Genomic DNA, 16,019 nt, shown 5'->3' with positions numbered 1-16,019 from the left:
CGTGGGGCGGGGCCGCTGCTGGCCGGTCTCCACGCCAAGTAAAACAGGAAAGTGCTGCCCTTGCCCTCTCTGCTGCCGTCAGGTGCCTCGCGCGCCTCTTTTTCCACTGTACTTGCGGGATTGTCACCGGCTGTGGCGATGGTGCTGGCGATGATACCGGGGTCGGTGGCCGATGCGCAGGTTGTGCGCAACGTCGAGGTACGCGGGGCGCAGTTCATTCCCGAAGACGACATCCGCAGGACCTGCGGTGCCGAATCGGGAGTGGAATATTCGCGGTGGGAACTGCTGGCCATCGAGGATTGCCTGATGTCCACCGGGGTGTTTGAAACGGTGGCCCTGTCCCGTGAGGGCGACACGCTGGTGATCGACGTTCAGGAGCTGGACACGCGGCCGGGGCGGATTGATGCAAGCATCGCCTATGTCTCGCAGGATGGGCTGACGGCGAGCCTGGCCTATGAGCGCTACAACCTTTTCGACCGGACCTATGGCGCGTTCAGCCTTGAATACAGCAAGGAGATTCAGCGCTACAGCGCGAACCTGTACCGCACCGAAGTCTTTGAGAGCGGTCTGGATCTGGGGTTTGAGCTTGTCGGCGGGCGTGACGATTTCGACGACCGCAGTTTCACCCATGAAACCATCCGCGCCGAAACCTATCTGGCCTGGCCAGTGACAGCCACGACCCGGTTCGAGGGGGGCATCGGTTTTCGTGACCACCGGCTTTATGATCTGGACCCTGCCGCCAGCCCCTTGCTGGTGCGCGAACAGACCAACGGCATTTCTGCGCCCTATGTCCGTCTGGGGCTGAAACACAAGAGCCTGCCGGACGCCGAAGAGGGCGACGACCGCTGGCAGAACTTTGGCTACAGTGTCAGGCTGGACCAGTATTTCTGGAACATCGGCACATCGGACCCGCTGTCCGATACCAGGTTCGAGGCGCTGATGCAGTTTCCGATCGCGGACAGGACCCGTCTGTTGTTCGGATTCGATGCGGGCGCGGTCACCGGGCTGAACGGCAATGCGACGCGGGCCATCGACCGGTTCTATCCGGGTGCTGACGGCTTCCGCGGCTTTGCGCCGCGTGGTATCGGCCCGCGCGATGGCGGGGATGCCCTGGGGGGCAACACCTTTGTCCGGGCCTCCATCGAGCTGCAGCGCGATTTTGGCGAAGTGTTCAAGGCGCCGGTACTTGGCGGTATTTTCCTGGAATCCGGCGGCAGCTGGGATCTGGACGATACGCTTGGCGGGGCCATTGATGACGGCTGGCGCCGGCGCAGCAGCGTCGGGCTGTCGGTTGTTTTCGACATCGGCAAGACCCCGGTTTCGCTGTATCTTGCCACGCCGATCGAACATGAGCCGGGCGACGAGCGGCAGACCTTTGGCATCAGCCTGAGCACGCAGTTCTAAAGCGCCCCGCCTTAACCTTGAATCGCCGATTCCCTGCCGCGCCTGCGGCGCTCTCGGGGCATTCATGTCACAGGATGATTCAGATTTAAGGTCCAGAGCCTATAGTACTTTCGGAAAAACCTGGATCACTTAACGCTGCCTGAAATCATAGATTTCAACGCGTTAAGTGATGCGCTGCGTCTCATGTTTTTCGAGAAGTGCTTTAACGCCGGGCAGGGCGGCCTGTTCTTGCGGCGCGGTTGGACATGGCCTGCCGGAACAGGGCCATGTAGCGCGGCGCGACGACGGAGAGGTCGTATTGCGCACGGGCCATGGACCGGGCCTTTTGGCCATAGCGATAGCGCCGCGCCGGATCGTCCATCAGGGCGAGAATCTCGGCAATCCAGGCTTCGTTGTCATCGGGCAGAAGCCGGCCGTTGATGTCGTCCTGGATCAGTTCGGCGGCATAGCCGCGATCAGGGGCCAGGACACAGCCGCCGCGGCCCAGAATCTCCACCAATCCCCAATTGGCGACCCCGAACTTCAGCGGGTAGAGAAAGATATCGACCCCGGCGATGCGCCTGGCGAATTCGTCGTAGGGCAGCTTGCCGGGAAATTCGATCACCTTTGCCGCACGCGGATAGGCAAGCATCAGGTGGTCGCGGAAGGTCGTCACCTTGCCGCCATGCTGGCGCTTGACGGCCTGCTGCTCGTAGCCATAGGTCACTTCCTCGGCGCCGCCGAAGGCAACGAATTGCGCATCGACACCCCGCTCCACCAGGGTGTCGACCAGCCGCACGTAGGTCTCGAACCCCTTGGCAGAGGACAGGTCGCGGGCGGCAAAACCGATCACCGGCTTGCTGCCCTTGCCACGTTTGCCGCCCTTGCTCCCCTTGTCGCTGGCAGGGGGTTCGGGCTCGGCCATCGCGGCAAAATCGAACCCCTCAAGCTGCACCTCGATGCGGGACCGCAGAGCGGCAGGAAACATGTTCTTGGCATGCTGGCTGGGGCAGATCACCAGATCGCTGTTCAGCGCCTGATGAAAGTTCAGCATTTCGGTGTTCCGGTCGGTGATCCGCTGCGCCAGATCGGGGGGATAGGCCGGATCCCAGCCATGCGCCCGAAAGCTCGGGAATTCGATGTAGCTGATGATTGCCGCGTCTATCTCGTCGTACAGGAAATGCGGCGCCCCCCAGAGCGAATGCGCCACAACCGCGTCGATGCGGGTGTGTTTGCGCATCGCGGTGAGGGCGTTGAGCACCCCCCGACCGATGCGGGCAGAGCGTTCGACCTTGGCGGAATAATAATAGCGGTCATCGGAGATGATCGGCCCGTCGGGCTGAAACCCCAGAATGTGATTGCCCCGCTCGCGGTTGCGTTCCATGTGTCCGGGGGTGGTCAGGAAAAAGCTTTGCGCCTGGCCGGTTTCGCGCAGGTAATCGCACAGATGGCCGAACTGGCCCGGGTATACCGCACCGACAAAGACGATCACTGGTTTGCTCACGGTGCATGCTCTCCGTTCTCAGGCAGCCCGGGTGACCGGGGCACCCCGGAGCGTAACGCACATAAACTTAAGGACGCAACCAAAGAAGAGGCCCCGGCGGGCCGGTTTGCGGGACCTGCGCAGCGCCTAGAAAATCCCGATGTCCCGGGCCACAATCACCGCCTGGGTGCGGTTGCTGGCCCCCAGTTTCGCGCAGATCGACTTTACGTGCATCTTCACCGTGGCCTCCGCGAGGCCAAGCTCGGCGCCGATCTCCCGGTTGGGTTTTCCCTGGGCCAGCAGCGCCAGGACGGTCATCTCACGCTCTGACAGCGATGAATTGCCTGAGCTGTCGCGCGCCTTGGCGCGGGGGCGGTTGATCAGTTCAACCGGAACATACCGCCCGCCATTGGCCATGAAGCGAATTTCGTTGGTCAGGTTCTTCAGCGATTCCGTCTTGAGGATGATGCCCGCGCCGCCGAGCGACAGGGATTCTGAAACCACATGGGCCGTCGGGTTGCTGGTCAGGATGCCGACCGGATTTCCGCCATTGCGCTCTATCGCCTTGGACAGCCCGCCGACCCCGTTCATGCCCGGCATGTCGAGATCCACCAGAACCAGATCGAAGGGCCCTTCGGCGTCCATCTTTTCGAGCGCGGTGTCGAGGTCGGGCGCGGTCTGCGCCTCGAAATCCGGGAGGTTGGACAGGAACTGCTTAAACATCTCCAGGACCATGGCATGGTCATCTGCAATCAGCACTCGGATCGGTTTGGCTTCAGAGGGTGTCATCATGCTCATCTTAGATTTACGAAACCCAATGGTAAAACCTACTCGTCAAGAACGGCGCTGTCAGACGGAATTCCGCCGGTGGAGATCGAACAGGATTTGCCCGCCCGATTGCCAGAGTGCTCTGTAATGTATCACGAAAGTGAAGCGTGGCAAGCGATCATCTCCCACCGCCTGCCTCTGACCCGATCAGGCTGATCGCCTTTTCCGTGGCGCTGAGCGCCTGATTCGCCTCTGCAACCAGCGCGTTCAGCTTTGCCACGGGGCCGTCCAGCGCGAGTTCCACCTGACGCAGGCTGCTTTGCAGCAGGGCCAGACCGGTCAGCCCGGAGGAGCCGGTTGCGGAATGCAGCAGGCGTTTGGTGTCCGGGCATTGGCCGTCGCTGGTGATCTTGTCCATGACCGCTTTGGCCTCTGCATGGGCACGGATCATGAAGCCCAGGGCCGCTTTCTCGCCGAGCTGACCGATCAGTTCGGCAACCACTTTCCGGGCCAGCGGTTGATCCGGCGTTGCGGCTGTCCTGGCCGGGCGGTGTTTCAGCCTGACTGCCGCAGTCTGCCGGGTGTCGGCTTTGCCCCGGGCTGCATTCTGCACGGCGCGGCAGAGTGCGGCGGTGCGGATCGGCTTTTCCAGCAGCCGGGACATGCCGAGCGCCAGACAGGTCTTTTCCAGCCCGGCATCGGTATGGGCGGTCAGACCCAGGATCTGGCCGTTCCAAGCCATCGTCTTCTTCGATCTTTCGGTCTTGATGCGCCGCATGAGTTCGACACCGCTCATGTTTGGCAGGGTGATGTCGGTCAGCAGGACATCTATCTGATGCACCGCCTCGGGCTGATTCAGAACTTCAAGCGCCTTGAAGCCGTTTTCGACCCCATCGACCCGCGCCCCGGCATTGCGCAGGCATTGAACCAGCCAGTCGCGGCTTGACGGGCTGTCCTCCACCACCAGCACGCCGATGCCCTGCAGCAGCCCGGCAGCGACGCCGGCCTGCGGCGTTTCCCTGGTCTCGGGCAGCGCATCGGTTTCGGTTGGCGGGAGCGAGAAGATCGCCCGCAGGATGGTGCCGATGACCGGCTGCGTCCCGTTCTTCAGCGGCGCGCCCCCGGCGAGGCGGTCGAAGACCTCGATATGGCCGCCAAGGTGGCCGATGGCATGGGCCAGCACACTCAGCCCTGCTGTTGTCCGGTCCGCGTTGGCGCCTGTGGTACGCTCGTCGCGGGTGCCGTCGATGCCGGTGCCCAGCAGGCGCGCCTTTTGCGTGGCGGGCAGGCCGCCCCCCTGATCCGCGACCTCGACGGTGATCAGCCGCTCCTTGCGGCCGTCTTTCGAAGCGGTCAGTTCGGGAGCACAGGCGACGCGGATGTCGATGGTCTCGCCGCCATGCTTGCTGGCGTTGTCGAACATGTTCTGCAGCAGCGCACGGACGATATGCACCGGTCCGTGCAGGCCGATCGCGGTTTCCGGCTCGATCTTCATCGTCACGGTCGCGCGGCGGGCCAGCACGATCGGTTCGATCATGTCGAGGACATTGCGGGATTCTTCGGCCAGATCGAAGTCCTCGTCGGCCTGCAGATCGGCGCTTGTCATCTCGCCGCGGATGACCTGGATCACCTTTTCTATATGGGTCAGCGCCATTCGGGCTGATTTCTCCACCCTGGCGGTATCGGGATTGGTTTTTCCCGCGCGGTCTTCCCTGCTGTCAAAAAGCGCTTCTGCGGAAGCAAGCACGGACTGGATCGGCGTCTTGAGATCATGCGACACCCGAAGCAGCGTTGCCGCGCGCGCCCGGTTCTGCAAGAGCACCGCTTCCTGATCGGTTTCGACCAGGCGGAGCAGGAAAGCTGCGGCATTCCCCAGCGGGAGGTGGACCAGCTCTCCCTCAAGGTGTTTCTCGCGGAAGGTTACCGATACCGCGACACTGCCGCTGCGCCGCGCACGGGTGCAGAGCGTATGCCAGTTGAACCCCGTCTGCAGGGCGGAAACGTCCAGTTCCAGCTGGGCGGCAGGCTTGTTCGACAGCAGGATTTCCGCCTTTTCCGTCGCCAGGACGACGATGCGCCGATCAGTGGAGATGAGCCGCGCAATGGCCTGCAGGGTGGGTCTGACCCGCGCTGCATTGAACCCCGGTTCGCTTTCGTTGGGCATCCCATTCTCCATGATGCTGCATCTTCTCTCGCGCAGGAACAACGTCAACCCGAACCAGGTCGTCGCGGTGAGTCTGCTGTTTCGGTTCCATGCCGTCAACTGCGCGGGCCATTGCGGTGGAATCAGGCAGCAGGGAAGGCAATGAGGCAACAACGGTAAAATATTAGCCGAAAGTATGTTAGACCAATCTATTGACCGTAACTTTAGTATGTGATGTGAGTGAGAAGGATTGGGTGGGGGCCTGAACACGCTCCGTGTGAGCGATAGATAGACAGAGGGAAGTGATATGACGACGACTTCATACCGGGCCGGAAATATGGTCGAGGTGAAAATAAATGCAACAAAAGCAGATATTTCCAAATATGTGAAAAGAGGTGACGACCTTGTCGTCGAGCTGGCGGATGGCAACAAGATCGTTGTCTCCGATTTCTACGATCCCGCGCAGGGAGGCGTACCCCACCGGCTGATGCTGGCAGACGGCAGCTACAGCGGTGTCGAGGGCATCTGGAACGAGGATGAAGAGGCCGCCGGTCTGGGTGCCAACATGGAGCAGATCGGTGCCGGCCTGGGTGCGCTGGCAACCGGGCTTCTTGCCACGGCCAGTGACAGCGAAGATCCCACGGATCCGACCGATCCCACTGATCCCACGGACCCGACTGATCCCACTGATCCCACTGATCCGACTGATCCGACTGATCCGACAGATCCTACTGATCCCACGGATCCGACTGATCCGACAGATCCTACTGATCCCACGGACCCGACTGATCCGACAGATCCTACTGATCCCACGGACCCGACAGATCCTACTGATCCTACAGACCCGACAGATCCGACCGATCCGACTGATCCCACGGACCCGACCGAACCGACTGATGCGGCGGACGCGGGTATTCTTGACCCGATTCTCGCGGACGAAGGCGTGCTGGGCGACCTCACGGGCAACGACGGCCTGCTCGGCGACCTTACCGGTTCCGACGGTTTGCTGGGCGATCTGGTCGGCAACGATGGCCTGCTCAGCCCCGTCACCGGAGAGGATGGCCTGCTCGGCACCCTGACCGGCGGCGGGCTTCTGGGGAACAGTGATGGATCGGGCAGTCTGACCGGCGGACTTCTGTCGGAAGAGTCGCTGCTGGGCGATGTGCTTGGTGGCATCGGTCTGACCGATGGTCTGCTTGGCGAAGGCGGCACGGTGGATGAAATCGTTGAAACCGTGGAAGAGGTCCTTGACGGTGTGATCGGCGATGAAGGCATCGTTGGTGGCTTGCTTGGTGGCGACGGTGGTCTGCTGGACGGCGTGCTCGGCGATGAAGGCCTCGTTGGTGGTCTGCTTGGCGGTGACGGCGGTCTGCTGGACGGCGTGATCGGCGATGAAGGCATCGTTGGTGGCTTGCTTGCTGGCGACGGTGGTCTCCTGGATGGCGTGCTCGGCGATGAAGGCCTCGTTGGTGGTCTGCTTGGCGGTGACGGCGGTCTGCTGGACGGCGTGATCGGCGATGAAGGCATCGTTGGTGGCTTGCTTGGTGGCGACGGTGGTCTGCTGGACGGTGTGCTCGGTGACGAAGGCATCGTTGGCGGTCTGCTCGGCGGCGACGGTGGCCTGCTTGACGGCGTGATCGGCGACGAAGGCATCGTTGGTGGCTTGCTCGGTGGCGACGGTGGCCTGCTGGATGGTGTCCTCGGCGACGAGGGTATCGTTGGCGGTCTGCTTGGCGGTGACGGTGGTCTGTTGGCCGGTATTGGTGCCGAAGATGGCCTGCTCGACCCGGTGATCGCCGACGGTGGTCTGCTCGGTGACGTGACCGGGAACGAAGGCCTGCTGGGCGATGTGACCGGGTCCGACGGCCTGGCCGGCGATCTTGTCGGTGACATGGGCCTGCTGGGTGACGTGACCGGGGAGAACGGGCTGGTCGGGGACCTGACCGGTGTCGGCCTGCTGGGCGACGGCAGTGATGGCGGCCTTCTCGACGGTGGCCTGCTGGATGGTGTCCTTGGTGACGAGGGTATCGTTGGCGGCTTGCTCGGCGGTGACGGCGGTCTGCTGGACGGTGTGCTCGGTGACGAAGGCATCGTTGGCGGGTTGCTCGGCGGTGACGGCGGTCTGCTCGACGGCGTGATCGGTGACGAGGGTCTCGTTGGCGGCTTGCTTGGTGGCGACGGTGGTCTGCTGGACGGCGTGATCGGTGACGAGGGTATCGTTGGCGGCTTGCTTGGTGGCGACGGTGGTCTGCTGGACGGCGTGATCGGTGACGAGGGTATCGTTGGCGGCTTGCTTGGCGGCGACGGTGGTCTGCTGGACGGTGTGCTCGGCGACGAGGGCCTCGTTGGTGGCCTGCTTGGCGGTGACGGCGGTCTGCTCGACGGCGTCCTCGGTGACGAGGGCCTCGTTGGTGGCCTGCTTGGCGGCGACGGTGCTGGTGGTGTCCTCTCGGGCACTGTCGGGGATCTGCTGGCCGGTATCGGTGCCGAAGATGGCCTGCTTGACCCGGTGATCGCGGACGGTGGTCTGCTTGGCGATCTCACGGGGAATGAAGGCGTGCTGGGCGAGGTGACCGGGTCAGAGGGCCTGGCGGGCGATATTGTCTGCGACATGGGGCTGCTGGGTGACGTGACCGGGCAGAACGGCTTGCTTGGTGATCTGATCGGTGTCGGCCTGTTGGGCGACGGCGGCGATGGCGGCCTTCTGGGCAACCTGGGCGGCGATCTGCTTGACGGCCTGAACTGAGGTGGTGCGGGTTCAAATCCGCCCGCCACGGTAACCGGGATGTAAACAAACTGTTTCCATCCTAAGAGAATCCGGAAAAGCCCCGCCAAATGACGGGGCTTTTTCATTTGAAAACAGCAGTTTCAGTGCTTTCACGTAAAAGTTGTGCTTTCTGGGGCAAGAGGGGTGAGAACTACCCATTCGGCATTGACATAGATACCGATGGCTGGTTTTCATATACTTAAGATTGCATTACATACTTTAGTTCGCCTTGCCCGCAAGCGCACCCATGAGGAGTTCAAACATGGCAAACAGAAGCATCCAGGCTGGCCCTGAAATTGGCATCAAGATCGACGTAGAGCGGTCTGACATCGCCAATTACGCAAGAAAGGGGAGTGACCTGTTCATTACCCTCAAAAACGGTGACGTGATCACCGTTGTCGACTTTTACAAGCCAGCGATGGACGGCTCTTTGCACAGCCTGATCCTGGCCGATGGTGATGAAAGCGGTATCGAGGGTGATCCCGAAGCCGGCGGCAGTGGCGAAATGACCGATGAGGGCATTATCGCAGCTGCCGTTGGTGGTTTGGGCCTGCTTGCCGCCGCATCCGGTGGCGGCGGCGGTGGACCCGTTGATCCGACTGATCCTACCGATCCTACGGACCCGACCGATCCGACTGATCCTACGGACCCGACCGATCCAACTGATCCCACGGACCCGACCGATCCCACGGACCCGACCGATCCGACTGATCCCACGGACCCGACAGATCCGACCGATCCCACGGACCCGACCGATCCGACCGATCCTACGGACCCGACAGATCCGACCGATCCTACGGACCCGACCGATCCAACTGATCCCACGGACCCGACAGATCCGACCGATCCCACGGACCCGACAGATCCGACCGATCCCACGGACCCGACAGATCCCACGGACCCGACAGATCCGACCGATCCTACGGACCCGACCGATCCGACCGATCCCACGGACCCGACAGATCCGACCGATCCCACGGACCCGACCGATCCGACCGATCCCACGGACCCGACCGATCCGACTGATCCCACGGACCCGACTGATCCGACCGATCCCACGGACCCGACCGATCCGACCGATCCCACGGACCCGACCGATCCGACCGATCCTACGGACCCGACTGATCCGACCGATCCCACGGACCCGACTGATCCGACCGATCCCACGGACCCGACCGATCCGACCGATCCCACGGACCCGACCGATCCGACTGATCCCACGGACCCGACTGATCCGACCGATCCCACGGACCCGACTGATCCGACCGATCCTACGGACCCGACTGATCCTACCGATCCCACGGACCCGACAGATCCGACCGATCCCACGGACCCGACTGATCCGACCGATCCTACGGACCCAACAGATCCGACCGATCCTACGGACCCGACTGATCCGACCGATCCCACGGACCCGACTGATCCGACCGATCCTACGGACCCGACCGATCCGACCGATCCTACGGACCCGACCGATCCGACCGATCCTACGGACCCGACCGATCCGACCGATCCTACGGACCCGACCGATCCTACGGATGCTGGTGACCAGGGCTTCCTTGATCCGATCATCTCTGATGACGGGCTGCTCGGTGACCTGACTGGCAACTCCGGGGCGCTTGGTGACATCACCGGCTCGGACGGCCTGCTGGGCGATCTGATCGGAGATGGAACGCTGCTTGGCAACCTGGGTGATGACCTTCTGGGTCAGCCCCTGCTGGGCGACGGCGTAACAGGGGACGTCGGTATCGCCGACGGGCTCATCGGGGATGGCGGCCTTCTGGGCGACATCACCGGTAACTCCGGCCTGCTTGGCGACCTGACGGGTTCCGATGGTCTGCTGGGCGACCTTATCGGCAACGACGGGCAATTGTCCGACGCCACCGGCTCCGACGGACTTGTCGGGGATCTGACCGGCACCGGCACGCTTGGTGACGGCACGCCGGGAGGTGACGGCATTGCCGGCGGTCTTCTGGATGGTGTCCTGGGCGACGATGGCCTTCTCGGTGGCCTGCTGGGCGACAACGACATCCTGGACGATGTTATCGGAGAGGATGGCCCGCTGGGTGATCTGCTTGGTGATGTTGTCGGCGAAGACGGCCCGCTGGGCGATGTTGTCGGCGATCTGATCGGCGAGGATGCGCCGCTGGGTGACCTGCTCGACGATGTTGTCGGCGAAGATGGCCTGGTGGACGGCATACTGGGCGGTGTCCTCGGCGAGGATGGCCCGGTGGGCGACCTGCTTGGCGGTGTCCTCGGCGAAGATGGCCCTCTGGGTGATGTACTCGGCGGTGTTGTCGGCGAAGACGGTCCTCTGGGTGACGTGCTCGGCGGTGTCCTCGGCGAGGATGGCCCCCTGGGTGACGTGCTCGGCGGTGTCCTCGGCGAAGATGGCCCTCTGGGTGATGTGCTCGGCGGTGTTGTCGGCGAGGATGGCCCCCTGGGTGATGTGCTCGGCGGTGTTATCGGCGAAGACGGTCCTCTGGGTGACGTGCTCGGCGGTGTCCTCGGCGAAGATGGCCCCCTGGGTGATGTGCTCGGTGGTGTTATCGGCGAGGATGGCCCCCTGGGTGATGTACTCGGTGGCGTGACCGGAGAAGATGGCCTGGTAGGCGGTCTGCTCGATGGCCTGACCGGCGAAGACGGCCTTGTGGGCGGTCTGATCGGTGAGGGCAGCCCACTGGATGGCGTGCTTGGCGGGGTTGTCGGTGAAGACGGTCCTCTGGGTGATGTACTCGGTGGCCTGACCGGAGATGACGGCCTTGTGGGTGGTCTGCTCGGTGAGGATGGCCCTCTGGGTGACGTACTTGGCGGGGTTGTCGGAGAAGACGGTCCGCTGGGCGACGTACTCGGTGGCCTCACCGGAGATGACGGCCTTGTGGGCGGTCTGCTCGGTGGCCTGACCGGTGAGGACGACCTTGTGGGTGGTCTGCTGGGTGGCCTGACCGGCGAGGATGGCCCTCTGGGTGACGTTCTTGGCGGGGTTGTCGGAGAAGACGGTCCTCTGGGTGACGTGCTCGGTGGTCTGACCGGCGAGGATGGCCCTCTGGGTGACGTACTTGGCGGGGTTGTCGGAGAAGACGGTCCGCTGGGTGACGTACTCGGTGGCCTGACCGGAGAGGACGACCTGGTGGGTGATCTGCTTGGTGGTCTGACCGGAGAGGGTGACCTGGTGGGTGACGTGCTTGGCGGCCTGACTGGCGAAGACGGTCCTCTGGGTGACGTGCTCGGTGGTCTGACCGGAGAGGACGGCCCGCTGGGTGACGTGCTCGGCGGCGGATTGCTGGGCGGCAGCAACCCGCTTGGTGAAACGCTCTCCGATGCCAGTGACCTGCTGGGCGGGCTTCTGGGCAACGACGGCCTGGGCGACATCTGATCGCCTGAGCTGAACCATAAAAGCCAACGGATTGGCCCCTCGCTCAAGTCGCAAGACTGCGGGGGGCCAAGCCAGTTCAAGGACCAATCGGGAGTACAGGGCTGCGCAGGCAGCCGTTCCTTTTTAACGATCATCATTTCTCTTAGCCCGAGCGGACGACAGCGTGACCTTCCAAGGATTTGCAGACCGGGGTCGACCACTTGCCGATCTCGACAATGCCGACAAGATCAGGGGCTGAAATTGCACAGCACAAAAACCAAGGACGGGGCCGGAAAGCGCGAAAGCCAGGCTTTTGCATCCGATTGGCTTTCCTTTGTTCCCCCCGCAAGCGTGGCGCTGATCGGCCTGATCTATGCGATCGTCGCCGCCACCGTCGTCTATCTTATGGGCGGTGTCGCCTGGACCGTGGTGATCGCGTTCCTGCTGGGCGGGGCCAGCGCGATGAAGGTGGCCGCCGTGATCCGTGCCGATATCCTGCGCCAGTTCCATGTTGCCGGCATCGCATCTGACACCCTGCCTGAACAAAAGAAAACGGCCCGACCGGAAGAACCGTGTCGGGCCGCGTCTGAAGATCTGCGTCTGTCGCGGTCAGGCGATCAGCGTGCGGATGATACCGCGGGCGTGTGACCAAGCAGTGCCTTGTGCATGGTTTTCTGGCGCTCGACCAGCCGGCCGATCGCCCGGTCAAAGGTGTTCTTGACCCGCTGTGTCCGGTGGGCGTTCGGCTGGATCGGGCGGCCCAGCGAGATGCTGATCGGGATATCGAGCGAGTCCTGATCCCAGGGGGTCAGGGTCTTCAGTTCTCTTTGCACATCTTCCTCGATATGTGGCCATTCCGGCAGGCTGTCGCCGGTGAGAATGCCCAGGAGCGTGCCGCTTCCGATATGCGCCATGAGAAGTTGCGGCCTGTCCACAACCCGGCCAATGGCCCGCGCGCCGGCGGCAATGGCCATGACATATTCCCGGCTGGTGCAATGGGCGTAGAGGGTTGTGATATCCTCGACCTGTGCGCAGAAGACATGGCAGGAATTGAGATTCTTGCGCGAGAGCTGCGACAGGTAGTTGCCAAGGGTGAAGGGGGGGACCAGCTGATGGATCCCCAGAACGTAAACCGGATCTTCGAGTGAGAAAACATGCTGGCCGCGTTCTCCGTCCGGCAGCATCATCTGCGGATCGACCCGCATTGCGACTTCCGTCGTGTCCAGCATCCGCTGAGTGACCCGGAGGCGGCGCGCAATCTCGCGGACTTCGAAGGGTTTGAAAATGTAATCATTGGCCCCTGCGGCAAAGGCCTTTTCGATCGAAACCGTATCGGTCTTGAGGGTGAGCATCGTGATCGGCGTTGTCCGGTAGCTACGCATCTCGCGCACTTTCCGGCAGAGCGTGATCCCGTCCATGTCGGGCATGACGATGTCGAGCAGCAGGCAATCGAAGGGTTCTGTCGCATTTTCCAGGATGCGCAGCGCTTCCTGTCCGGAGGATGCAACGGTCACATCCGGAAAATCCGCTTCCTTCAGGATCGCCGGCAAGAAGTCGAGCATGAAGGAATCGTCATCTACGGCGAGTATTTTCATGGTGGTTTCCTTTAACCGTGGTTTGGCAGGCACAGATCAGAGCCGGAGAATTCAAGTTTCGATGACGTACTTCCTGCCGGATCGGCGTCGGGGTGACGAAGGAGTCACGGCAGTCAGTAACCTTTCTACGCGCTTAAGATACATACCTTAGTATTGTACATACTAAAGACTATATCGCCAACCATGTCATTTTTAGGGCTTTTTTGCGCTCAATTTTGTACCGTTGGGCAAGAAATCCGAACCACGCGGGTCGCGATCATATCGCTGCCGAATGTGCGGTTGCCTCCGAGGCGAAGGCATCCACATGGCTGGCGATGACACGCACCAGCGGGCGGGTGTCGATGCGCATCTTCAGGCCGGCTTCGCTGATGTAAAAGACATCGGTGAAGCGGGTCATCAGCGAAATGCCGGTCTGGCGGATCAGCGCGGCCTGTTCGGGGAAGCTGTCACGCAGCGCGGCCTCGTCATAGACAAAGCGGCACATCAGGTCTTCGATGATGCGGGCGATCAGCTGGTCCTGCGCTGTCATGCCATAGCCCTTGTGCGCGGCCAGGCCGCTGCTTGTGACCCGGTCCTGATAGGCGGAGGTGGCGGTGGCGTTCTGCATGTATCCGCCGGGAAAGCGCGATATCGCCGAGGCCCCCAGACCGATCAGGGTTTCGCCCTGATCGTCGGTATAGCCCTGAAAGTTGCGCCGCAGCCTGCCCGTGACGGCGGCTCGGGAAAGGCTGTCGGAGGGCAGGGCGAAATGGTCGATGCCGATGCTGTCATAGCCTTCGGCAAGAAAGGCCGCGCGTGCCTGTTCGGCCAGGGCAAAGCGGGTCTCGTTGTCGGGCAGGTCGGCAGCCTTGATCATGATCTGGCGTTTCGACATCCAGGGCACATGGGCATAGCCATAGATCGCCAGCCGGTCGGGGCGCATCCGGGCCACGTGGCGCAGAGTCTGGCCAAAGCTCAGCGAGGTCTGGTGCGGCAGCCCGTAAAGCAGGTCGAGGTTCAGGCTGGCCACGCCCTGGCTGCGCATCAGGTCGATGACATGGCGGGTCTGTGACAGGGACTGGCTGCGTCCGATGGCCTGTTGCACGGGCCGGGCAAAATCCTGCACCCCGACACTGGCCCGGTTCATGCCCGCGTCGATCAGCAGTTGCAGCAGATCGTCGGGGGCTTCGGTCGGGTCGATTTCGACGGAAAACTCGAAATCCGCGCTGCGCTCGAAAGCGGCGAAGAGCGCGTTCAGCAAGGCCGACATGGTGCCGCAGGGCAGGATGGTCGGTGTGCCGCCGCCCAGATGCAGACGCGCCATGCGGATGCCCGGCGGCAGGGTCTGGCGGATTGTTTCGATCTCTTTCAGCAGGATCGCGACATAGGCGTCGACCGGGCGCAAGGTTCTGGTGCCCTGGGTCCGGCAGGCGCAGAACCAGCACAGCCGCTTGCAAAAGGGGATGTGAACATAGACGGAAATATCCCTGTCCTGCGGCACCGCCCGCAGCCAGTCCACCTGATGGCGCTGGCCGAAATCATTCTGAAAATGATTGGCCGGCGGATAGCTGGTGTAGCGGGGCACACGTGCGTCAAAAAGCCCGTGGCGGCGAAGTGTGTTGAAGCTGTGCATAAGTGTTTCTAGGGTTGCATGGGAGAGTCCTTCTTTGATTTAGATCAAGACACCATGGCGATACCTTCACTGACCCGCGTCAAATGCAGCGAATGTCCGATCCGGCATCGCGCCGTCTGTGCGCGTTGCGATACGGATGAGCTGGAAGTGCTGGAGGGGATGAAATCCTACCGCAGCTATGCGGCGGGGGAGGTTATCCTGTGGCGGGGGGAGCCGCTGAACTTCGTGGCCTCTCTGGTTGCCGGTGTCGTCTCCCTCTCCAAGACGATGGAGGACGGGCGGACCCAGATGGTGGGTCTTTTGCTGCCTTCGGATTTCATCGGCAGGCCGGGCCGGAAGCTGATCGAATTCGACGTGACCGCCACAACCGATGTGACCCTGTGCTGTTTCGACCGCAAACCTTTTGAAAAGCTGGTCGATGAAACCCCCCATGTGGCGCAGCGGCTGATGGAACTGGCGCTGGACGAGCTGGATGCCGCGCGGGACTGGATGCTGCTTTTGGGCCGCAAATCCGCGCGGGAGAAGATCGCCACCTTCATCGACATGCTGGTGCGCCGGTCGCAGGGGACCGAACCGCTGGCAAACACCACGATCCAGCTGCCGATGACCCGCGACCAGATCGCCAATTACCTCGGGCTGACGCTTGAGACCGTAAGCCGCCAGTTCAGCGCGCTGAAAAAGGAAGGCGTGGTCGATTTCACCGACCGTCGCCAGTTCGAGATTCTGGATATCGTCGCGCTTCAGGAAGCCACCGGCGATGATTCCGACGGTGGTATCCTTTCCTGACAAGGCGAAGCTGACGGTTTCCCGCATCATTTTCTGCGGAAGTTGATTCAGATCAAAGTGGGCGCGCGCCCATATTCCTAGAGATGTCCTGCGAACAGGAGCGTCCCGCGATGCTCTTACTGAATTG

General features: G+C 62.4%; 10 protein-coding genes. 5 read left to right on the top strand and 5 right to left on the bottom strand.

Features of this window, described 5'->3' with window-relative positions:
- The first annotated feature begins 60 nt into the window (after nt 1–60).
- A complete protein-coding gene (locus ACWNZ3_RS15240; RefSeq protein WP_496900472.1) occupies nt 61–1,404 on the top strand; it encodes a BamA/TamA family outer membrane protein in 1,344 nt (447 codons plus the stop codon).
- A 202-nt stretch (nt 1,405–1,606) separates the two neighbouring features.
- Here the strand turns inward: ACWNZ3_RS15240 and ACWNZ3_RS15235 are convergent, their stop codons facing one another.
- From ACWNZ3_RS15235 to ACWNZ3_RS15225, 3 genes are all read right to left on the bottom strand, one after another.
- Nucleotides 1,607–2,887: a glycosyltransferase gene (locus ACWNZ3_RS15235; RefSeq protein WP_496900471.1), complete on the bottom strand. Its 1,281-nt coding sequence runs from the start codon at nt 2,885–2,887 to the stop codon at nt 1,607–1,609.
- Between the two features lie 126 nt (nt 2,888–3,013).
- Nucleotides 3,014–3,655 carry a response regulator transcription factor gene (locus tag ACWNZ3_RS15230; RefSeq protein ID WP_496900470.1) on the bottom strand — a complete coding sequence of 214 codons (642 nt, stop codon included), beginning with the start codon at nt 3,653–3,655 and terminating at the stop codon, nt 3,014–3,016.
- 157 nt (nt 3,656–3,812) lie between these two features.
- Nucleotides 3,813–5,798 carry a hybrid sensor histidine kinase/response regulator gene (locus ACWNZ3_RS15225; protein ID WP_496900469.1) on the bottom strand — a complete coding sequence of 662 codons (1,986 nt, stop codon included), beginning with the start codon at nt 5,796–5,798 and terminating at the stop codon, nt 3,813–3,815.
- Nucleotides 5,799–6,084: 286 nt separating this feature from the next.
- On the opposite strand from ACWNZ3_RS15225, the gene ACWNZ3_RS15220 reads away from it, so the two are divergent.
- From ACWNZ3_RS15220 to ACWNZ3_RS15210, 3 genes are all read left to right on the top strand, one after another.
- On the top strand, nt 6,085–8,523 hold the full coding sequence (locus ACWNZ3_RS15220; protein WP_496900468.1) for a BapA prefix-like domain-containing protein: 2,439 nt from the start codon (nt 6,085–6,087) through the stop codon (nt 8,521–8,523).
- A gap of 283 nt (nt 8,524–8,806) precedes the next feature.
- A complete protein-coding gene (locus tag ACWNZ3_RS15215) occupies nt 8,807–11,920 on the top strand; it encodes a BapA/Bap/LapF family prefix-like domain-containing protein (RefSeq protein WP_496900467.1) in 3,114 nt (1,037 codons plus the stop codon).
- A 240-nt stretch (nt 11,921–12,160) separates the two neighbouring features.
- Complete coding sequence (locus tag ACWNZ3_RS15210) at nt 12,161–12,547, top strand: hypothetical protein (protein WP_269361542.1); 387 nt, start codon at nt 12,161–12,163, stop codon at nt 12,545–12,547.
- On the opposite strand, the gene ACWNZ3_RS15205 is transcribed toward ACWNZ3_RS15210, so the two are convergent.
- Nucleotides 12,517–13,494 carry a response regulator gene (locus ACWNZ3_RS15205; RefSeq protein ID WP_496900466.1) on the bottom strand — a complete coding sequence of 326 codons (978 nt, stop codon included), beginning with the start codon at nt 13,492–13,494 and terminating at the stop codon, nt 12,517–12,519. The two genes, ACWNZ3_RS15210 and ACWNZ3_RS15205, sit on opposite strands and share 31 nt — an antisense overlap.
- A gap of 256 nt (nt 13,495–13,750) precedes the next feature.
- On the bottom strand, nt 13,751–15,106 hold the full coding sequence (gene hemN / locus ACWNZ3_RS15200; RefSeq protein WP_496900465.1) for an oxygen-independent coproporphyrinogen III oxidase: 1,356 nt from the start codon (nt 15,104–15,106) through the stop codon (nt 13,751–13,753).
- A gap of 54 nt (nt 15,107–15,160) precedes the next feature.
- Here hemN and fnrL point away from each other — a divergent pair, with 54 nt between their 5' ends.
- The gene (fnrL, locus tag ACWNZ3_RS15195) at nt 15,161–15,892 is read left to right on the top strand and encodes a transcriptional regulator FnrL (protein WP_496900464.1); all 732 of its coding nucleotides are present in this window, start codon (nt 15,161–15,163) and stop codon (nt 15,890–15,892) included.
- Nucleotides 15,893–16,019 lie beyond the last annotated feature (127 nt).

Source organism: Sulfitobacter sp. IGS-18 (assembly GCF_059628195.1).
Note: the sequence above shows the minus strand (reverse complement) of the source record. Positions and strands in the feature narration are given on the sequence as shown.